The following is a 22,118-nucleotide window of genomic DNA, read 5'->3' as shown; positions in this document are numbered from 1 at the left end:
ATGTATTTAAGTACAGAGTACAAGGCAGAAATTTTTGCCAAACATGGTAAAGGCGCAACTGATACAGGTTCTGCCGAAGGTCAGGTAGCTTTATTTACCTCACGTATCGCTCATTTAACCGGGCATTTAAAGAAAAACAAAAAAGATTTTTCTACTCAATTAGCTCTTCAGAAATTAGTAGGTAAGCGTCGTGCTTTACTAGCTTATTTGTACAAGAAAGATATCAACAGATATCGTGCTATTATCAAAGCTTTAGAGTTAAGAGATATTATTAAATAATTCTTTTAAAAAAAAAAGTTTAAAGCCATCCTATAAGGGTGGCTTTTTTTTTAACTTCGTCAATAAATATTTTTAATAATATCCAGATGCGTTCTTAAAGAGGAAAAGCGCATTATTTAATGAAAGAAAATGAGTTATAACTTAATCAAAAAGTCTTTCGATTTGGGCGATGGCCGTATAATCGAAATTGAAACCGGTAAGCTTGCCAAACAAGCTGATGGTTCTGTAGTAGTAAAAATGGGTGATACCATGTTATTAGCTACTGTCGTGTCGTCTAAAGAGGCAAAAGAAGGAGTAGATTTTCTTCCTTTATCAGTAGATTACCAGGAAAAATATGCAGCAGCGGGACGTATCCCCGGTGGATTTCTTCGCCGCGAAGCACGCTTATCCGATTATGAAGTATTAATTTCCCGTTTAGTGGATCGTGCACTGCGTCCCATGTTTCCGGAAGATTATCACGCAGATACACAAGTGATGATTTCACTAATTTCTGCCGATAAAAATATAATGCCTGACGCATTGGCTGGTTTAGCTGCTTCTGCGGCTCTAGCTGTTTCTGACATCCCTTTTAACGGTCCTATTTCTGAGGTACGTGTAGCTAAAATTGACGGTAAATTAGTTATTAATCCTTATCTGAGTGATTTAGAGCGTGCTACTTTAGAATTTATCGTTGCCGGTTCTGAAAATGATATCGGCATGGTAGAAGGTGAGTGCAGCGAGATTGATGAAGAGGAAATGATTGAAGCAATTGAGTTTGCACATCAGGCTATCAAGATTCAGGTTCAGGTTCAAAAAGAATTAATGGCCGAAGCTGGTAAAACAGTTAAACGGGTTTATTCTCACGAACACAGTAACCCTGCGTTAAGAGAGCAGGTTTTTGCCGCAACTTATCAGCAGGTTTACGATATAGCTAAATCAGGATCATCAAAACACGATCGTTCTAACAGCTTTAAACTTATTCAGGATACCTTTATCGTTTCTTTAGGTGAAGATATTGATGATATCACTAAAGGCCTTGTGAAAAAGTATTTTCATGATGTTCAATACGATGCCATTCGTAACCTCATCTTAGATGAAGGAATTCGTTTAGATGGACGCGATGTGCGTACCGTAAGACCAATCTGGAGTGAAATCGGTTACTTACCTGCAGCTCACGGTTCAGCAGTATTCACACGTGGTGAAACTCAGGCATTAACCACTGTTACCCTCGGTACTAAACTTGATGAGCAAATGATTGATGGTGCATTCTTTAACGGATACCAAAAATTCATTTTGCATTACAATTTCCCGGGATTCTCAACTGGCGAGGTTCGCCCGAACAGGGGAGCAGGCCGACGTGAAATTGGACATGGTAACCTGGCTCAACGTTCTTTGAAAAAAGTAATGCCTGGTGACGATCAGAATCCTTACACCGTTCGTATTGTGTCTGATATCTTAGAATCTAACGGTTCTTCGTCTATGGCAACAGTTTGTGCCGGTACATTAGCATTAATGGATGCAGGAGTTAAATTGAAAGCTCCGGTTTCTGGGATTGCAATGGGGTTAATCACTGATGAGAAAACAGGAAAATACGCTGTATTATCTGATATTTTAGGTGATGAAGATCATTTAGGAGACATGGACTTTAAGGTTACAGGTACTGAAAAAGGTATTGTTGCCTGTCAGATGGACCTTAAAATTAATGGTTTAAAGTGGGAGGTGTTAAGAGATGCCCTGCATCAGGCTAAAGAAGGTCGTCTTCATATTTTAAATGAAATGAAGAAAACTATTTCTGAGCCTCGCGCAGAATTGAAACCTCATGCTCCTCGTTTAGAGATGCTGAGAATAGATAAAGAGTTCATTGGTGCGGTAATAGGGCCAGGTGGAAAAGTTATCCAGGAAATGCAGCGTGAAACTGGTGCTACCATTACCATTGAAGAAAAAGACAATCAAGGTGTTATCAGTATTTTCGCTCCGGGAAAAGATGCAATCGATGCAGCTGTTAAGCGCATTAAAAATATAGTTGCTAAACCAGAAGTTGGAGAGATCTACGAAGGAAAAGTGAAATCAATTATGCCTTTTGGAGCATTTGTTGAAATCATGCCTGGTAAAGACGGCTTGCTTCACATTTCTGAAATTGATTGGAAGCGTTACGAATCAATGGATGGAATTTTCAATGTAGGCGATGAAGTAAAGGTAAAATTGCTTGAAGTTGATAAACAAGGTAAACTTAAATTATCAAGAAAAGCACTTATTCCGCGGCCACCAAAGCCGGAAGAAAAAAAACCTGAAGGTTCTACACCAACAGCTTAGAAAAAAGCCCCGATTCAGGGGCTTTTTTTATACCTTTCCCACAGGGTTATATTTGTGTGATAAAATAAAAAAATCAATAAAACAATCGGACTAAAAATATGTTTTTCACTTTTTTTAAAAGATTTGCAATATTATTATGATTTATATATTATTTTACCTTATTTTGAATAAAAATAACAATTAATTCTACGGAAAAATGCTACAAAAGACATTCGTTAAATCAAAAGGCACATATAAAGTAAAATTTACTTTAACTAATAAGGACGCAAAAACAGTTGAGATTTTTGGCTTAAACAGCGATTGGGAAACTCCGATTCCATTAAGCAAGAAGAAAGACGGCTCTTTTTCTGCCGAATTAGCTTTACCCAAGGACTCAAAACATGAATTTAAATATCGTGTAAATAATACAGAATGGCTTATAGAGGAAGATGCAGATGCTCAGCAACCTAATTCCTTTGGAAGTACGAACAGTGTACTAGTACTTTAATACTTTTTTTATACCAGAACATTAATATTTCTAACATACTTGTACTCTAAGGCATATTCATTTATTCTTTTCAGGAATGATTGAATATGCTTTTTACATTTTTTAAGATTGATTTTAAAATCATATTAAATTAATCTCGTTTTTTTCTAAATTTATCGCAATGGATGAAAAAAAAATAGAGATTGCTTTCGAGCTATTCGATAATTATAATAGTAAGGATCCTAAACAATATTCCTTTAATGGCGAGGTGTATCCTCAGGAACTATTTTTTGCTCTCCAGGTACATAACTGGATTAAAAAGCTAGATCCTAATGCCAGCGAACCATTATTACTTGCTTCCAGATGTCAGCATCTCGGGAGGTGGGAAGTTCCCAGAGAAACCTATCCTGACGGAAAAGCGGGATATTTAAACTGGCGAAGCAATCTCGCAAAATACCATGCAGAAAAGGCAAGTCAAATACTTTCGCAAATTGGTTACGATACTGATACGATAAACAAGGTTCAGCATATTGTACTCAAACAACAGCTAAAAAGTGACCAGGATGTTCAAACAATGGAGAATGCTTTATGCCTGGTTTTCCTGGAATTTGAACTAGAGGACTTTATGGCAAAACATGATGATGCGAAACTTATCCGCATACTGCAAAAATCATGGGGTAAAATGAGTGAACCCGGGAGAGCGGCTGCTTTAACTCTGAATTACTCTGAAAAAGGATCCGAATTAATAAAAAAGGCACTTGCCTGATTGTGATTTTTGAGTGATTAAAAAAGCCTGACAGTCTCAAAATCAAGTCAAAATCATTAATATTTACACTTCAAACAACTATATTTGCTTCATGAACCATCTTATAGCTCCATCGGTATTAGCCGCTGACTTCGCCAATTTAAAAAACGATATCGACATGGTAAATAGGAGTGAAGCTGATTGGTTTCATATAGATATTATGGACGGGGTTTTCGTTCCTAATATTTCATTCGGATTTCCGGTTTTGGACGCAATTGCCAGACATGCAAAAAAACCACTGGATGTTCATTTAATGATAATTGATCCTGACCGATATCTTGAACAATGTAAAAAAGCCGGAGCTGCTACCATAACTGTTCATTACGAGGCCTGCACCCATCTTCATCGTACAATACAAGCTATTAAAGCCCTGGGTTGCATAGCTGGAGTAGCACTCAATCCGCATACACCTGTGAGTGTACTTGAAGATATTATTGAAGATATTGACATGGTTCTTTTAATGTCTGTTAATCCGGGTTTTGGAGCTCAAAAATTCATACCAAATACTTTCCGTAAAATTCGTGCCCTAAAAAATATGGCTGCGGGCAGAAATGAAAGCCTTTACATAGAAATCGATGGTGGCGTGAATCTTGATAATTCTGCCGCATTGCTTGATGCTGGGGCAAATGTTTTGGTTGCGGGTAATTTTGTTTTTACTTCAACTGAACCGGAAAAAGTAATTTCTCAGTTAAAGCAAACACAGGATCACACATTGCAAGCCTGAGTGAATGAGGAATTTTATACTGCTTAATTTGCTTCTTTCCACCATCTTGGCTTTTGCTCAAAATAAAATTACAATAACGGGTAGGGTACAGAACGAAAAAAAAGAATCACTTGAAGGAGTAAATATTAAACTTTTAAACTCTGATAGAATAGTTAAAAGCGATAAGAATGGCTATTATAAACTAACTATCCTGGCTAAACCCGCCAGTGAAATAAAAGTTTCCTACAGTTTAACCGGTTATATTTCTCAAATAATCACCATCAGGACTGACCAGGATCAAATCGTTAAGAATATTCTCCTTGTTTCTGATGTTAATCAACTCAGTACTGTTACGATTAATGCTGAAGATAATAGAATGGGAAACATTCAAACGATCGATGGAGGCTTAATTCAAAATATTCCTTCAGTATCGGGAAACTTTGAATCTCTATTAAAAACGTTGCCTGGTGTTTCATCTAATAATGAATTGAGCTCACAATATTCGGTTCGTGGTGGAAATTTCGATGAAAACCTTATTTATGTAAATGATATAGAAATTTTCAGGCCATTACTGGTTCGAAACGGACAGCAGGAAGGTTTAAGCTTTATTAATCCAGAATTAGTAAGTAAAGCCAGTTTTTCCGCAGGGGGTTTTGAAGCAAAATATGGTGACAAGTTATCGTCTGTACTTGATATCCGTTACAATAAGCCAGACAGCACGCAGTTTATTGCCTCTGCCGGAATGCTTGGGCTCTCTGCCTCTGTAAAAAAAAAGTATAGTAACGGGTTTCTGCTTGCTGGATTCCGTAATAAATCGAATCAAAGTATTTTGCGTTCACAACCTGTGATTGGAAGTTATCAGCCCCAATTTTATGATTTCCAGGTTCTCTATTCTATAGATTTAAACAAAAAAATTAATCTCTCAGTATTTGGCGACTATAACTTAAGCAGGTTTACGCTTATACCGCAAAGCAGGGAGACGGTTTTCGGCACTCTTAATCAGCAGTTCAGGTTAAAAATTAATTATCAGGGACAAGAAAAAGACAGATATGAGTCTCTGGCAGGAGCCTTTACCTTAACCTATAAACCTCAGCAAAATCTATGGTTTAAGTGGATCAGCACAAGTTTCAACAATTCTGAGCAGGAAACTTTTGATATTGAGGGAAGTTATATTTTTGATGAACCCTCTATGGATTATGAAGGCTTTGAAAATGTAAGGATTAACCGGGGCATAGGTGTAAATTATGATTATGCCAGAAATAAACTTAAGGTCTCAGTAAACAGTTCTGAATTCAGGGCTTACTACCAAAAAGGAGCATCATTCTGGGAGTCTGGGATAAGGTATCAAAATGATATTATTACTGATCGTTTAAATGAATACCATTTAATTGATTCCGCTGGATATACCTTACCAAACACTAATGGCAGCCTGCCTTTTGCAGATGTTGTAAACGCAGAAAATTCGGTAAATACAACCAGACTAACCGCCTTTGTTCAAAATACTTTGCCTGTATCATCACGGATAACTTTTTCAGCTGGCTTGCGAGGTTTATATAACTCCTTTACCAACGAATTTCTTTTAAGTCCGAGAGTCGGTGCAGTCTACTCTACTATAACCGGGAACAGATTATGGCGCTTTTCTGCCGGGTCTTACAATCAGCCGCCTTTTTATCGTGAATTGAGGAATTTTAACGGAAATTTAAATGCCCAGTCTAAAACCCAACGCTCAGTTCATGTTTTAGCTGCTACCGACAATTTTATTAAAAACAGCAAGGGTGTACTGAAATTCTCAACTGAAGTTTATTATAAAAAACTCATCAATCTTATTCCCTACAAAATTGAGAATCTAAGAGTGCGTTATTTCGCGGATCAACAATCGCATGGTTATGCAATGGGTGCAGATCTCGCAATAAGTAAAGAATTTGTTCCTGGACTTGAATCATCATTCAGACTTTCCTTAATGAAAACAGCTGAAGACATTCAGGATGATTCGTACCAAACTAAAGACGAAAAGGGAAATATATCAACCGTTTATCCTCGATATTTAAAACGCCCTACAGATCAGCGTATAAATTTTTCAGCTTTTTTTCAGGATGAACTTTTTAATAGTCCAACCTACAAAGTACATTTAACATTATTATATGGTACAGGATTACCAGTAGGTCCGCCTCAAACGGAGCGATATCGCGACAATTTTAAGATTCCTTCGTATAGACGAGCTGACATTGGTTTTTCAAAGGATTTTTTGCAAGGTGGAAGCAGCAACAGATTAAAATTTTTAAACCGTCATTTTAATTCGTTTATCGCTTATGCTGAGGTATTTAATTTATTAAACATACACAATACGGTATCATATTTATGGATAAAAGATATAAGTAATAACCAATATGCAATCCCAAACTATTTAACATCCCGTCAGTTAAATATAAAAATTATTGCAAAAATCAAAAAATAAGACGGAAAAAGATATAAATATCCTAAATTTGGCACTATCAAACACTGACCCAAAATGAAATGTAACTTCGGCGCCGGCCCTTGTATTTTACCCCAGGAAGTTTTTAAACAAGCTTCACAGGCCGTTTTAAATTTTAACGACACTGGATTATCTATCCTGGAGATCTCACACAGAGCTCCTGAATTTGAGGCTGTTATGGATGAATCCATTAAGCTTGTTAAAGAATTATTGAATGTTCCTGATGGCTATTCAATATTGTTTTTACAAGGTGGAGCGAGCACTCAATTCTCTATGGTACCTATGAATTTAATGCCGGAAGGTGGTTCGGCAGCTTATTTAGACTCAGGAGCATGGGCAAGTAAAGCAGCTAAAGAGGCTAAATTATTTGGGGAGGTGAAAATTGTTGCTTCTTCAAAAGATGCAAATTATACTTACATCCCTAAAGGATATGAAATCCCAACGGATGTTGATTATTTCCATTTCACGTCTAATAACACAATTTTTGGAACTGAATTATTTGAATTCCCTAAAACTTCTGTTCCAATTGCGTGCGATATGTCTTCCGATATTTTCAGCCGTGTTATAAATGTATCTGATTTCGGGATAATTTACGCAGGAGCACAGAAAAATATGGGACCTGCCGGAGTAACTCTGGTTATAGTTAAAGATGAATTAATTGGAAAATCTGGAAGGAAACTACCTTCAATGTTCGATTATAAAATTCATGCGGATAACAAATCGCTTTATAATACCCCTTCTGTATTCTCAATTTATGTTTCCATGCTTAACCTCCAATGGTTAAAGTCTAAAGGTGGAGTAGCAGCTATTGAGCAGGAAAACATTGCTAAAGCCGATGCTTTATATGAAGAGATTGACCGTAATCCTTTATTTAAAGGGCCTTGTAAAGTAGAAGATCGCTCAAGAATGAATGTTTGTTTTGTAATGGAAAATCCTGAACTGGAAAAACCATTTTTAAAATTAGCAGAAGAACGCGGAATGGTTGGAATTAAAGGTCACCGTAGTGTTGGTGGTTTTAGAGCTTCAATTTATAATGCATTGCCAATAACTGCAATTCATCGTTTAATTGATGTAATGCAGGAGTTTGCGGAAACAGCCAGATAATTTTGTTTCCTCTGAGCTAAATATTAAAGTTTAATTCTAAATCGTAATAATAATGATTAAAATTCTTGCCAATGATGGTATAGACCCGACTGGAAAAAGCATGCTTGAAGCTGCTGGTTTTTTTGTTGAGACTCAAAATATCCCTCAGGATCAATTACCCGAAGCTTTAAAGAATTATGATGCTATTACAGTTCGTAGCGCTACAAAAGTTCGTAAAGAATTAATTGATGCTTGTCCTAACCTACGACTTATAGGTCGTGGTGGCGTTGGAATGGACAATATTGATGTTGACTATGCAAGGTCTAAAAATTTAGCAGTAGTAAACACTCCTGCGGCATCATCTCCGTCTGTTGCAGAACTTGTTTTTGCACATCTTTTTACTGGAGTGCGCTTTTTACAAGATTCAAACCGTAAAATGCCCGTTGAAGGAAACACTAAATTCAATGACCTGAAAAAAGCTTACGCTAAAGGGATTGAGTTGAAAGGTAAAAAGATAGGTATCATTGGAATGGGCCGTATTGGTAGAGAGACTGCTAAAATGGCTCTTGGACTTGGTATGGAGGTATTAGGCTATGATGTTTATGATTTCCCTACAGAAATTGAATTAAATCTAGCTGGTGGTGTAAACGTTAAAGTTCCTGTTAAAAGGTCAAGTTTAGATGAACTTTTAGCTGAATCTGATTTCATCAGCTTACATATACCTTTTGTGGATAAAGCGATTCTTGGTAAAGAAGAATTTGAAAAAATCAAAAAGGGAGCAGGTGTTGTAAATTGCGCCCGTGGTGGTGCAATTGATGAACTTGCGCTTATTGAAGCTTTAGATTCAGGTAAAGTTGCTTTTGCTGGCTTAGATGTTTTCGATAACGAACCAACCCCTCGTCAGGAAATTTTAAACCATCCAAAGATTTCACTTACACCTCATATCGGTGCTGCCACTAACGAGGCGCAAGAAAGAATTGGTGTGGAACTTGCCAGTCTTATTATTGAATACTTCAATAAATAGATTTCATTAAAATAATGTAAAGGTTGTCTGTGAGAATAGGCAACCTTTTTTTATGGAGTGAGTTTTGATGAATTACAAAATATATTCGTAAAATTTGACTTTTTATGATTACTGGTGTTGTAATTAAGAAAGACTATATATGCCCACAATTAAAGCATTTAAAGCTATTCATCCCAGTGCAGCATATGCAGGAAAGGTTGTGAGTACAATAGAAGATATGTCTTTGGAAACGGCAAAAAAGATCAGAAACTCCAATCCGTGTTCGTTTATTCATTTACTGGTTCCAGAAATACATTCTGAGGTAAAAAATGAAGAAAAAAAGGACCTGGTATTTAATCAGATCAATGAAAATTTAAAAAGCTTTTTAAGAAAGGGAATTTTAGTTCCGGAGGAAGGTCCTTCGGTTTATATTTATCAATTAGTTAGAGATTCCAGGAGCTTCACCGGTATTTGGACGATGACTTTGATTGATGATTATGCTAAAGGAATTCTTAAAAGACATGAACATACCAGACCCGAAAGGGAAGTACAGCTTGCCACTTATCTGGAAAAGACCGGCATTGACGCTAATCCGGTTTTAGTAACCTATCGATCCTCACCATCCATAAATGAAAGAATTAGTTCAGCAATGGAGCTTTCTCCGGCTTTAGAATTTCAAAAGGACAAAGAAATTCACAAATTGTGGAAGATTGATAACCCATCCGAATTAGATGAATTATTGCAAGCTTTTTTAAGCGTTGATACAGCTTATATTGCAGATGGGCACCACAGGGTTGCGGCAGCGTTAAACTATGGTTTAAAAAAGCGGTCTGAAGTAACGATCTGGGATGGATCTGAAGAATTCAATTATTTCTCATCTGTATATATGTCTGATGACCAATTGATTATAAATTCTTTTGATCGCTTAGTTAAGGGTCTTAAAGACTTTACACCTGATATGTTTCTGGAAAAGTTAAAACAAGGATTCGAAGTGACTGGTATTCAGAATTATGCGAAACCGGATAATAACCAGATTGCTCTTTACATGAATAAATGTTGGTATAACCTTGAAATAAAAGCCGGTTTATTGTCGAATTCAAAATTCGCGGATACCTTAGCCGTGAGTATTTTACATGAACATATTTTAAAGCCCTTGCTTGATATTTCTGATTTTGAATCAAGCGAACGATTGAGTTTTATTTCAAGTAACTATCCGAATGCAGTTATAGAAGAAAGGGTAGATTCAGGAGAATTTGATCTTTTCTTTTCAATTAATCCTATAACAATTAATGATCTTTTTAAAGTTGCTGATTCAGGAGAGATTTTGCCGCCCAAGTCTACCTTGTTTGAACCCAAATTCCCGGTTGGTTTATTAATTCATCATATCGATTTATTTTGTTAAAGATAGCTTTTGATAAGATTTACGCACATCCTTTACCTCAGGGACATCGTTTTCCGATGATTAAGTATGAACTTATTCCAGAGCAACTGTTACGTGAAGGATTGATCAGATCTGAAAATTTATTTTCTCCTGGTAGAGTCGATGAGGATACTATTCTGCTTACACATGATATAAATTACTGGGAGAGTTTACGGGATCTTAAGCTAAGCCCGCAGGAGGGGAGGCGAATTGGCTTTCCGTTGACTAAGCAACTGGTTGAGCGTGAACGGAGCATTGCACAGGGAACAATTGATGGGTGTGTGTATGCAAAGGAATTTGGTATTTCATTCAATGTTGCCGGGGGAACCCATCATGCAGGTAGCAATTGGGGAGAAGGCTTCTGCTTGCTGAATGATCAGGCTATCGCTGCAAATTATCTTTTAAAAAATGGCTTAGCTTCCTCAATACTTATTATTGATTTGGATGTACATCAGGGTAACGGAACAGCTCAAATTTTTCGGGATGAACCGGGTGTTTTTACTTTTTCTATGCATGCAGAAAAGAATTTTCCATTCAGAAAAGAGAAATCAGATCTGGATATAGGTCTTGAAGAAGGAACTGGTGATGATAATTATTTAAGAATCCTTCACGATACTTTGCCAGAATTAATTGAAAAAGTTAAACCGGATTTTGCATTATACCTTTCGGGGGTTGATGTTCTTGCTACCGATAAATTAGGGCACCTGGCATTAAGCAGAAAAGGATGTAAGGACAGGGATCGATTGGTATTACAACTGTGCAAGAACCATAAAATACCCCTTCAGGTTAGCATGGGAGGCGGATATTCAGAAAAGATCTATGATATTGTTGAGGCCCACTGCAATACATTTAGGGTAGCAATGGAGGTTTACTTTTAATTTAAAATTTGCCACGAAGACTTAAGACACAAGCGAACCACTTTTATTCCTGAGACTTCGTGGCTAAATAGTTATTTATATTTACATAAATAAGAAGTCTGACTGGTAGCTTTAACCTTAAAGCTTGAATTAGCAGGCACCTCAAAAGATTCTGAATTTTTAAAACTTTTCCACTCTGATTGACCAGGAAGCAGTGCGATTAATTCGCCTTCTATAACAACCATAGTTTCGTGACTTGAAGTTCCAAACTCATATTCGCCTGGTTCGATTACGCCCACAGTAGATTTCCCCTCAACGGAGTTATATCCGAGAGATTTTACAGTTCCGCCAAAATATTCGTTTACGTTTATCATCTTTTATAATTTGCGACAAAAGTAATTTTTTGGAACGGTTCTTCTACAAACTGAGTTTTAATTTTTTCACTGTGTGCCTGAATCTTAGAAAAAGCAAACCGGCAGAAACCAGAAGTCCAAAGGTAAGTCCATACCAAACACCATTGGTGCCCATAGAAAATTTTATTCCCAGCCAATAGGCGAGGGGTAAACCTATTACCCAGTAAGCAATGAACGTAATTAGAGTTGGAATATTAACATCACCCATACCTCTTAATATTCCTAAACCTACAACCTGAGCTCCATCGAATAACTGGAAAATTCCGGCAATAATTAATAATTGTGAGGCGATCATTATCACTGTTTTATCTGTGGTATATATTAAGGGCAGAACCTGATGCAAACCAACAAACAGCAATGCAGTAACAAACATGAAGACTAATACTATATGATAGTTTGAATTTGCAGAGAGGCTTAATTCATCAAAATCCTTCCTTCCAAAACTATTCCCTGTTTTTATAGTAGCGGCTGCAGAAATACCACTGGCCATCATGTAGGTTATCGCAGCCAGATTAATAGCGACCTGATGAGCTGCCTGATTTGCAACCCCGATTGTCCCAATAATTATGGCCGCAACACTAAATGCACTCACCTCGAAAGCATACTGCATTGCCACAGGGCCACCAATTTTAAGTATGTTAACAGAACGGATCTTATTTATTCTGTTTAAAGCAAAATTCTTTAGGTATATTTTAAAATGAGGTGATTTAACGATATAAAAGGAGATCGTAATGGCCATTAGACATCGATCTATCAGGGTACTTAAACCAACTCCAGCAACACCCATGGGTTTTATCCCAAACATCCCTTTTACAAATATTACTCCAAGGATAACGTTGATAACATTTCCAACGATTGAAATAACCATTGCCTGTCTGGTAAACCCCAATCCTTCAGCAAATTGCTTAAAAGTCATGAAGATCATCAAAGGAACTATGGAAATTCCTAAAAGTCCAAGGTAAGGCTTTGCTTCTGCAACAACTTCAGGTGATTGTTTCAGGTGATCAATAGAAAGCAACAAGCCGAAATAAATAATCAGGAAGAGAGATATACCGCTCAGGATATTGATAAACAGACTATTGGATAATAGTTTTCCGCATTCCCGATAATTTTTTTTGCCATTTTCCTGAGCAATTAAAGGAGTAAGGCCATAAGAAATACCAATACCAATAACCATCATTACCGTAAAAATACTGTTCACTAAAGATACCGCCGCTAAAGAAATAGTTCCGGCAAAATGACCAACGATAACGCTATCAGCCATGTGAACCAATGTATGACCAAGCTGGGATATTACAACAGGAATGGCCAGTGATAAATTACTTTTATAGTGAGGTCTATACTTCGTAAACATTAAGGGTTAAGATAGATACTGAAAGCTGCTTTAACAGCTGATGATGATTGGATCGTTGATGAATTTAAGAAGCGGTATAATACTCCTCCTTTTCGGTAGTATGCAAGCGTATAACACCGGAAAGAACCAGGTTCACCAATATTCGTTGTGCTCGTCTTCTGGAAAGGTTCAATATTTTCCCATATTCTTTTGAAGTAATTTTTTCATTCTCATCAAGGTATTCAAGTAAGGCTTTTTCTTTAGATGAGTATTCAATGAAAACACCCTCTTCTTTGGAGCTTCCTTTCAATACATCAACTACAATCTTACTGGCTAATAAACTTTTATCCTTCACTCTGATATAAACCCACCATTTTTTATCATCACCTAAAGCATAATGTGGTTTTGAATCACTTTCTTTTATTTCGGCAATCAGCACTATTTTATTATCAAAATATACCTCCTCAAATTGAACGTCAACAGCCGGACGACAGAAAAAATTGGCGGCTTTAGTAAGCATATATTTTTCTTCTTCTTCCGATTTAACACCTTTTATATCTCCATTATCAGCAACACCTACCAATAATCGTCCGCCTTTATTATTGGCAAATGAAACCATTGTTTTAGCGATTTTTTCACACGATGTAATAGTTTTTTTAAAATCAAGAGTAACACCCTCTCCTTCAAAAATCAGCTGTTTTATATGATATGGCTTCAAAAAACTCATCAAATGAAATTTAGTTTAAATTGGATGATTTTTTATATAAATCTCATTATGCACTACTGCATAAATAGCACCCGCTTTATTAGTTATTTTAACGGGAAATACCTTTATAAATTTTCCGCTTGTATCAAGCGCATGTAAAGCTTCATTAATATTTTCATCTGTTAAATGTATGCTGAAATATAAATTGCAATTACCAGGTTTAACATAATCTATAGTCGCATGTTTGAGCCAGAGTTTAGTATTATACCCTTTTTTCTTAAGTATTTGATAAAATAAGATCAGGTAAAAAGGGTCTGCTGCGCTGAAAATAGTCCCCCCAAAAATAGAGCGATTATAATTTGTATTAAAAATGTTTTTACAGATTTTTACTCTTACACCCCTAAATTCATTCTCAAACTTTTGAGTCCAAATACCCTGGATTAAAAAAGGCGGATAGAACCGCATTGCCCATTTTAAGGCCCTCTCAGAAACAAGCATTAGCGAATATCTGATTTTTAATTAAAGAGTTTAATTTTATAAACAATTTAATTTTGACTGGAGTTAGGATCCTTAAGTAACGGATCTGATTAAGGTACCCAACCCTCACTAAATCCTTAGTTGCTTTTACGAAAAATCAACAGCTAATAAATTGGCAGATTTATAATATTTTTTCCTTTCTCAATTTTATTGTAGTTTCATCGGTCAATCCGCAACCGAATATGAATAAAATAGGGTCCTCTAAAAAAAATATCATCTTCCTGGTAATAGTCGCTGCACTGGGCTATTTCGTAGATATCTATGATTTGGTTCTTTTCTCTATCGTGAGGATAGAGAGCCTTAAGGATATCGGGATTACGGATGAAAATCTACGTGTCAAAGGCGAGTATGTATTAAATATGCAAATGGCGGGTCTGCTTTTGGGAGGAATTCTTTGGGGAATAATGGGAGATAAATTAGGCAGGATTAAAGTGTTATTTGGTTCAATTTTATTGTATTCACTGGCTAATATTGCAAATGGTTTAGTTACCAACATTGATGCTTATGCAGCGATCAGGTTTATTGCCGGCATTGGCCTTGCCGGTGAACTGGGCGCTGGAATAACTCTTGTTAGCGAAACGATGAGTAAAGAAAATCGTGGTTATGGAACCATGATTGTGGCAGGGGTTGGCCTTTTCGGAGCCGTTTTGGCAAACGTAGTCCATGAACTATTTACATGGCAGACATCCTACTTTGTTGGAGGAGGATTAGGTCTTTTATTACTATTTCTTCGTATAGGAACTTATGAATCGGGGATGTTTAATGAAGTATCCGCAAAAAATATTTCTAAAGGAAATGTAATGCTTATACTGGGTAATCGAAAAAACTTAACGAAGTACATATACTGTATATTGATCGGGGCGCCACTATGGTTTGTAGTGGGAATTTTAATTACACAATCACCGGAATTCGGAAAAGCCCTTGGAGTAACGGAGCCGCTAAAAGCCGGCAGAGGAATTATGTATACCTATATTGGGATAGCTATAGGAGATATATTCGCCGGGATGCTGGCTCAGGTGACTAAATCAAGGAAATTAACTATGTTGATATTTCACATCCTGTCGATTATAAGTGTTTTAATGTATTTAGGAAGTAACGATATTACACCGGAAAAATTCATCTGGCTGTGTTTGTTTATGGGATTTTCTGTAGGATATTGGGCGACCTTCGTTACCATAGCGTCAGAACAGTTTGGAACCAATATTCGGGCTACGGTTACTACAACGGTACCAAATTTTGTCCGCGGAGCTTTAATTCCGATCACCCTTTTATTTGAATTTTTCGTGGGTCATTACAATATCATTACAGCAGCTTATATTGTTATGTTTATTCTGGCTGGATTAGGTTTATTCTCACTAAGTCAGCTGAAAGAGAGTTTCGGCAAGGATCTGGATTACGTCGAGGAAGGGTTGTCCTGATAGTACTTTTCAATTTTTTGGAAAGTTAAAAACCATTAATTTAGAACAATTCGCATCTTTGCAGCATGATTAACAAGGACGAAATAGCCCGTCAATACCAGCTAATCCAGGATGAAATAACCTCTGAATTGGAGAAACTTGATGGTGCCGGAAGTTTCAAGCAGGAACTTTGGGAACGTGAAGGGGGCGGAGGCGGACGCACACGCGTCATTCAAAACGGGGCCATTTTTGAAAAAGGGGGAGTTAATTTTTCTGCGGTTCATGGTCCTTTACCAGAAGCTATCAAAAAAGCTTTTAAAGTTAACGATGATCACTTTTTTGCGACCGGAATTTCTATAGTAATTCATCCCAGTCATCCGCTGGTTCCGATCATCCACATGAATATTCGTTATTTTGAAATAGATGAAAACACACGCTGGTTTGGAGGCGGTATAGACTTAACGCCGCATTATGTTTTTGAAGAGGATGCCCGTTTTTTTCACAGGTATCTGAAAATCGAATGCGACAAATTTAATTCAGAATTTTATAAAAGGTTCAAAAAATGGGCCGATGATTATTTTTTTATTAAACACCGAAATGAAACCCGGGGAATCGGTGGCATATTTTACGACCGCTTAACACCAGATACAGCACAAATGAGCTGGGATAAAATATTTGAATTCTCTAAAGCTATCGGCCGCTCATTTGTGCCAATCTATACAGAATTGGTTAACCGCAACCGTTTTAAAGAATTTACAGACGCTCAAAAACAATGGCAATACCAGCGGAGAAGCCGCTACGTAGAATTTAATCTGGTATACGATTCGGGAACGAAGTTTGGTTTAGAAACTAATGGAAGAATCGAATCGATATTAATGAGTTTGCCGCCACAGGCTAATTGGGCATATGATTTTCATCCGAAAGAGGGTAGTGGAGAGGAGAAAACTCTAAATCTTTTAAAAAAAGGGATAGATTGGGTTGAGGAAGATTCTTTACAAAATTAGCCTTATTTTGTCAGCCCTAACAGGCTGGCTTAATGGAAAAAGAAATAAGTATTGCATGTTACCAGGCTGAATCTCAAATCATTTTACACTTATGAAAGAAACAAAAAACATAAAATTTCTTTTGAGATTTTGGTGTCGGAACACAATTTTCATGTATAATTTCCGTTCGGTCGATTTTTCATAGAAATCCTGCTTTTTACCTGCATTATTCTACTTTTTTAAGGTTTTTAACACTCTAAAACTTTTCCACAGAAGGCCTCAAATTGGCTTATTTTCTTATCTTCGCATTAATAATTTTAGACCTCACATTTTTCACAAAAGGAAAATCAAAAAATGGCCGAAGAAACGGAAAACGAAAACTCTCCTAACGACAAAATAATTTTAATAAATATTGAGGAAGAAATGAAAGCCGCTTACATCGATTATTCGATGTCGGTAATTGTTTCACGTGCTTTGCCCGATGTGCGCGATGGATTAAAACCCGTGCACCGCAGGGTACTTTATGGCATGCTTGATCTGGGTGTAACCAGCAGCAAGCCCCATAAGAAATCAGCCCGTATTGTTGGTGATGTACTCGGAAAGTACCATCCACATGGTGATTCGTCTGTTTATGATACCATGGTACGTATGGCCCAGGACTGGAGCCTACGCTATCCTTTGGTTGACGGACAGGGTAACTTTGGTTCTATTGACGGTGACAGCCCCGCAGCGATGCGTTATACTGAGGCGCGTTTGAAGAAAATTGCTGAAGAAATGCTGGCGGATATCAACAAAGATACCGTTGACTATCAGTTAAACTTTGATGATTCATTAGAGGAGCCAACTGTTCTTCCTTCAAAAATCCCTAACCTTTTAATGAATGGTACCTCTGGTATTGCCGTAGGTATGGCTACCAATATGGCGCCGCATAACATTAATGAGGTTATTGATGCTACCATTGCTTATATAGACGATAAGGAGATTGAGATTTCCGGTTTGATGCAGCACATCAAGGCTCCGGATTTCCCGACCGGAGGTATCATTTATGGCCATTCAGGTGCTAAAGATGCTTACGAAACAGGAAGAGGACGTATAGTAATTCGTGCGAAAGCTGAAATAGAAAGTTATGGTCACGACCGTGAGCGTATTATCGTGAATGAGATACCTTATCAGGTTAACAAAGCCATGATGATTGAGCGGACCGCTGAATTAGTTAACGAGAAAAAACTGGAAGGAATATCAGAAATCAGAGATGAATCTGACCGTGACGGTATGCGTGTGGTTTATGAAATTAAACGTGATGCCAATGCTTCCATCGTTTTGAATAACCTTTACAAGTACACCGCGCTTCAAACCTCTTTCAGTATCAACAGTATTGCACTGGTACACGGCAGACCAATGATGCTAAACCTGAAGGATATCATCAGGCATTTTGTTGATCACCGTCATGAAGTTGTTATCCGCCGAACTAAATTTGAATTGGCGGAAGCTGAAAAGCGTGCTCATATTTTAGAAGGATTACTTATAGCTTTAGATCATCTGGATGAAGTTATTAAGCTGATCCGCAGCTCAGACACTCCCGAAGATGCACGTACCGGATTGATTGAAGCTTTTGGCTTATCAGACATTCAGGCCCGGGCAATTCTGGACATGACGCTTCGTCGTTTAACAGGACTTGAACGTGATAAGATCAAAGAAGAGTTTGCAGAGCTGATGAAAACCATTGAGTACTTAAACTCTATTTTAGGTGATGAAGGTCTGAGGATGCAGATCATCAAAGATGAACTTGCAGAAATTAAGGAAAAATACGGTGATGATCGCAAAACACTCATCGTTCATTCTGCAGAAGATATGCGAATGGAAGACTTTATTGAGGATGAAGGTGTTGTTATCACCATTTCTCATGAAGGATATATTAAGCGTACTCCGTTATCTGAGTACCGTACCCAGGGAAGGGGCGGAAAAGGATCTATGGGTTCAAACTCCCGAGATGCGGACTTTATTGAGCACATTATAATTGCGTCTAACCACAATTACATGTTGTTCTTTACAGAAGCCGGCCGTTGTTTCTGGTTACGTGTATACGAAATTCCTGAAGGATCAAGAACCAGTAAGGGAAGGGCTATTCAGAACGTAATAAATATTCCTAAGGAAGAGAAAATTAAGGCTTACATAAAGGTTAAGAACTTAAGAGACCAGGAATATCTTGATAATAATTTTATTATCATGTGCACCAAGAAGGGAACAATCAAGAAAACTTCACTGGCAGCATATTCTCGTCCGCGTGCAAATGGTATTAATGCCATAAATATTAATGAGGGCGATCAATTGCTGGAAGCTAATTTAACTGACGGTAACAGTGAAATTATTGTTGCTCTTCGTTCAGGTCGTGCTATTCGTTTCAATGAATCTACAGTAAGGCCAATGGGACGTACAGCGACAGGTGTTCGCGGAGTTACTTTGGCGCATGATAAAGATGAAGTGATCGGAATGATCAGTATCAATGATCCGGAATCGACGATTTTAGTTGTTTCAGAAAAAGGATACGGAAAGCGTACAGACTTAGAGGATTATCGTATTACTAATCGCGGCGGTAAGGGTGTAAAAACACTTAATGTGACGGAGAAAACGGGAGATCTGATTTCAATTAAAGATATTACCGATAAGGATGATCTGATGATCATTAACAAATCCGGAATTGTAATTCGTATCGCTGTAAGCGAACTCAGAGTAATGGGAAGAGCTACGCAAGGGGTGCGTTTAATTACTCTTAAAGGTGACGATGAAATTGCCTCAGTTGCAAAAGTTGAACATGAAGAAGAGGTTTTGGATGACGCAGAGGCTATTTTAGAAGCTGACGGAATTCTTGAAACTGAAGGATATGTATCTTCCGAACCTCCTGTTACGGATGAAGAAGTTATAGATAGTGTAAACTCATCCGATTTATCTGAAGCTTCTGATCTGGATGAAGATGAGGATACCAATGAGGAGGATGAACCGTTAGAAGATTAAATTCATCTAATGAATAAATCGATATTCTTACTATTAAGTTTGAGTTTGTGCCTCAATTTTTTGAGTGCACAAACTCTTACTAAAGAAGCAATGAATAATTTTGCCAGCTATACACAGAAGCCTGATATAAGCGTATTAGTGAAAGCAAAAAAGAATATTGACGATGCCTATAAAACCAAAAAAGATTCAATTAATTACAGGGTTAATCTTGTACGCGGGCTAATTTATTCTTCATTGGCATATGCGGATTCAAGCAGAAAAATTTCTTATACCAAAGACCCAATAAATGAAGCTTTATTTTCCTTAGATAAATTAAAGAATCCTAAACTAAACTACTCTCATGAAGCTGAGATACAGTTTATTCGTAAGCAATTGTCATATTCCTGGCTTTATAAGGCTCAGAAAGCCGCTAATGCTTATAATTACCAGGAAGCATATGCTTCCTTTCTGTGGGTAGATTCTTTAAGCAATACCAAATATATAGCAAGGCACAACCTGGCTGTTATTTCCGAAAAGCTCGGATATTCTGATAAAGCAATTCAATATTACACCTATTTAATCTCAGATAAAAAGCGATCCCTGCCAGAATATTATCTTTCGCTTTCCAATCTTTACGAACAATCACGAAACAGTAGCAAAGCTCTTGCTGTTATACAGGAAGGTCGAAAGATTTTTCCGGGAAACAGGGATTTACTTTTCAAAGAGGTAAATACTTACGCGGACAGCGGCGAGTATGAAATGGTATCCAAGCTTATAGAGCATACATTGGAATATGCGCCTGATAATCTAAATTTACTTTATTTAGGTGGCTTTTCTTTTGAGATGATTGGTAACGAAAAAAAGGCAGAGGAATATTATAAAAAAATTATTTCTTTGGAGCAGAATAATTACGAAGGAAATTATGCGTTAGGATTACTTTACCTAAATTCATATTTAAAATCAGCTGATAAGAAAAAGGATTTATTAAACGACTCTGCCAGGCTTCTTGTTCAGGCCGGAGAAATAAAGCCCAATGCTGTAAACGTTTTAAAATTATTAAGTGTCCTTTATAACCTAACCGGTAATAAGGTTGAATTGCAACGTGTTAAACATAAATTGAGTCAAATCATATTAAACTAAAACAACAATGAATTTTAAGTCTTTAATTTTTGGATTACTAATTACAGCTTATTCTGTTTCTGTATTTGCACAGAAATCAGAGGTAGCCTCGGCGAAAGAGAGCCTGGCGAAATACATTCAAATTTCCAGAAGCACCCCTAAACTAGCTGAAAGTTTTAAGAAATTGGCTAAAGAATCAATAGATAAAGCTACTGTTCACGAAAAAACCAAAGCTGATCCTGAATTGTGGGGAATGAGAGCTTTATTATATTCTGAGTTGGCTTATACAGACAATACATCTGCCTCAGTAAATTATGCCGCTGAAGCTACGGCAGCATTAGCGAAAGTTAAAGAATTAGACCCAGAAGCTGATAATAAGGAAAATGTTAAAAAAGCTAGGTACACACTATATCAAAATCAGTTGTTAAAAGGTAAAAAACATTTTGACACCAAAGATTACGCTGCGGCCTATACCGAATTTAATAAAGGTTTAGAGTTTTTGCCCGGAGATACAATTATTAACTATTACGCCGGCGTATCTGCGCAGAATACAAAAAATTATAAAGCAGCAATTAAGAATTATACGGATTTATTAAGCACGAATTTTTCTTTTCTGCCAGATGTTTATACCAATTTAGCTGAAGCATATGCAGCTGATAAAGATACTGCTGCCGCTATAAAAGTTCTTACTGAAGGATTTGCAAAGTTTCCCAAAAGCAACCAGTTAATTTCCAGAGAAATAGAACTTAGTATAAATTCAGGAAGATATAAAGAGGTAATAAGCAAAATAGAATCTCAGGTTCAAAGTAATCCTACAAATCCCAATTTTCCTTTCTTTTTAGGTATTGCTTATGCTTCTTTAAACGATGTAACTAAATCTGAAGAAGCATATAAAAAGGCTATCGCAATTGATCCTAAATTCATGAACGCTTATATCAATTTAGGAAGCTTGATTATGAATAGCGGAATTGATACCTACAATGCTGCTAATAAAAAATATGCTAATAAAGCTCTGAATGCAGCTCAATTAGCAGAATACAATGCGGTTAAGAAAAAAGCGACGGCCGAATTCGACAGAGCTTTACCATTTTTATTAAAAGCTACAGAGATAGATCCTAAATCAAAAATGGCCTGGACAAATTTACGTGCTTATTATAATGCGAAATCCAACAAAGCTAAAGTAACAGAAATTGATGCGAAACTTAGCGCTCTGTAATTTAACCTACCAGAAATAAAAAAACCGGAGCAAAACTCCGGT

Annotated in this window: 19 protein-coding genes; 15 read left to right on the top strand and 4 right to left on the bottom strand. The window is 37.0% G+C overall.

The annotated features are described in order from the left end of the window. The 10 genes from rpsO to WG906_RS05730 all read left to right on the top strand — a co-directional run bounded on the left by rpsO (window position 1) and on the right by WG906_RS05730 (window position 11,402). A complete protein-coding gene (gene rpsO / locus WG906_RS05775) occupies window positions 1–279 on the top strand; it encodes a 30S ribosomal protein S15 (RefSeq protein WP_339991591.1) in 279 nt (92 codons plus the stop codon). 129 nt (window positions 280–408) lie between these two features. Then, entirely contained in the window at window positions 409–2,571 is a 2,163-nt protein-coding gene (gene pnp / locus WG906_RS05770) for a polyribonucleotide nucleotidyltransferase (protein ID WP_339991590.1), read from the top strand. A gap of 196 nt (window positions 2,572–2,767) precedes the next feature. Beyond that, window positions 2,768–3,058, top strand: a complete 291-nt coding sequence (locus tag WG906_RS05765; RefSeq protein WP_339991589.1) for an isoamylase early set domain-containing protein — start codon at window positions 2,768–2,770, stop codon at window positions 3,056–3,058. Between the two features lie 160 nt (window positions 3,059–3,218). Next, window positions 3,219–3,803 (top strand): DUF4202 domain-containing protein, encoded by a 585-nt coding sequence (locus tag WG906_RS05760; protein WP_339991588.1) that lies wholly within the window; start codon window positions 3,219–3,221, stop codon window positions 3,801–3,803. A 91-nt stretch (window positions 3,804–3,894) separates the two neighbouring features. Continuing rightward, entirely contained in the window at window positions 3,895–4,566 is a 672-nt protein-coding gene (gene rpe / locus WG906_RS05755; RefSeq protein WP_339991587.1) for a ribulose-phosphate 3-epimerase, read from the top strand. 4 nt (window positions 4,567–4,570) lie between these two features. Beyond that, window positions 4,571–7,000 carry a TonB-dependent receptor gene (locus tag WG906_RS05750; RefSeq protein ID WP_339991586.1) on the top strand — a complete coding sequence of 810 codons (2,430 nt, stop codon included), beginning with the start codon at window positions 4,571–4,573 and terminating at the stop codon, window positions 6,998–7,000. 54 nt (window positions 7,001–7,054) lie between these two features. After that, a complete protein-coding gene (gene serC, locus WG906_RS05745) occupies window positions 7,055–8,122 on the top strand; it encodes a 3-phosphoserine/phosphohydroxythreonine transaminase (RefSeq protein WP_339991585.1) in 1,068 nt (355 codons plus the stop codon). A gap of 52 nt (window positions 8,123–8,174) precedes the next feature. Next, window positions 8,175–9,125, top strand: a complete 951-nt coding sequence (locus WG906_RS05740) for a D-2-hydroxyacid dehydrogenase (protein WP_339991584.1) — start codon at window positions 8,175–8,177, stop codon at window positions 9,123–9,125. Window positions 9,126–9,264: 139 nt separating this feature from the next. Further along, window positions 9,265–10,506, top strand: a complete 1,242-nt coding sequence (locus tag WG906_RS05735; protein ID WP_339991583.1) for a DUF1015 domain-containing protein — start codon at window positions 9,265–9,267, stop codon at window positions 10,504–10,506. Beyond that, window positions 10,500–11,402, top strand: coding sequence for a histone deacetylase family protein (locus WG906_RS05730; protein WP_339991582.1), 903 nt, complete (start codon window positions 10,500–10,502; stop codon window positions 11,400–11,402). The genes WG906_RS05735 and WG906_RS05730 overlap by 7 nt, the downstream gene beginning before the upstream one ends. A gap of 71 nt (window positions 11,403–11,473) precedes the next feature. Here the strand turns inward: WG906_RS05730 and ppnP are convergent, their stop codons facing one another. The 4 genes from ppnP to WG906_RS05710 form a co-directional block, all read right to left on the bottom strand. Beyond that, window positions 11,474–11,755: a pyrimidine/purine nucleoside phosphorylase gene (gene ppnP / locus WG906_RS05725; protein WP_339991581.1), complete on the bottom strand. Its 282-nt coding sequence runs from the start codon at window positions 11,753–11,755 to the stop codon at window positions 11,474–11,476. A 43-nt stretch (window positions 11,756–11,798) separates the two neighbouring features. Beyond that, complete coding sequence (locus tag WG906_RS05720; RefSeq protein ID WP_339991580.1) at window positions 11,799–13,148, bottom strand: MATE family efflux transporter; 1,350 nt, start codon at window positions 13,146–13,148, stop codon at window positions 11,799–11,801. A gap of 64 nt (window positions 13,149–13,212) precedes the next feature. Next, window positions 13,213–13,854, bottom strand: coding sequence for an RNA-binding domain-containing protein (locus WG906_RS05715; RefSeq protein WP_339991579.1), 642 nt, complete (start codon window positions 13,852–13,854; stop codon window positions 13,213–13,215). Window positions 13,855–13,869: 15 nt separating this feature from the next. Continuing rightward, window positions 13,870–14,331, bottom strand: a complete 462-nt coding sequence (locus WG906_RS05710; RefSeq protein WP_339991578.1) for a DUF4442 domain-containing protein — start codon at window positions 14,329–14,331, stop codon at window positions 13,870–13,872. A 221-nt stretch (window positions 14,332–14,552) separates the two neighbouring features. Between WG906_RS05710 and WG906_RS05705 the strand changes: the two genes are divergently transcribed. The 5 genes from WG906_RS05705 (at window position 14,553) to WG906_RS05685 (ending at window position 22,076) form a co-directional block, all read left to right on the top strand. Further along, complete coding sequence (locus WG906_RS05705; RefSeq protein ID WP_339991577.1) at window positions 14,553–15,788, top strand: MFS transporter; 1,236 nt, start codon at window positions 14,553–14,555, stop codon at window positions 15,786–15,788. 65 nt (window positions 15,789–15,853) lie between these two features. Then, window positions 15,854–16,771, top strand: a complete 918-nt coding sequence (gene hemF, locus WG906_RS05700) for an oxygen-dependent coproporphyrinogen oxidase (protein ID WP_339991576.1) — start codon at window positions 15,854–15,856, stop codon at window positions 16,769–16,771. Between the two features lie 333 nt (window positions 16,772–17,104). Beyond that, the gene (gene gyrA, locus WG906_RS05695) at window positions 17,105–19,762 is read left to right on the top strand and encodes a DNA gyrase subunit A (RefSeq protein WP_339991575.1); all 2,658 of its coding nucleotides are present in this window, start codon (window positions 17,105–17,107) and stop codon (window positions 19,760–19,762) included. A 9-nt stretch (window positions 19,763–19,771) separates the two neighbouring features. Then, entirely contained in the window at window positions 19,772–20,881 is a 1,110-nt protein-coding gene (locus WG906_RS05690; protein WP_339991574.1) for a tetratricopeptide repeat protein, read from the top strand. Window positions 20,882–20,888: 7 nt separating this feature from the next. Beyond that, window positions 20,889–22,076, top strand: a complete 1,188-nt coding sequence (locus WG906_RS05685; protein ID WP_339991573.1) for a tetratricopeptide repeat protein — start codon at window positions 20,889–20,891, stop codon at window positions 22,074–22,076. The last annotated feature ends 42 nt before the right edge of the window (window positions 22,077–22,118 follow it).

Source organism: Pedobacter superstes, from assembly GCF_037622515.1.
GTDB lineage: Bacteria > Bacteroidota > Bacteroidia > Sphingobacteriales > Sphingobacteriaceae > Paradesertivirga > Paradesertivirga superstes.
The sequence above is the reverse complement of the archived record's forward strand: the minus strand, read 5'-3'. Positions and strand labels throughout refer to the sequence as shown.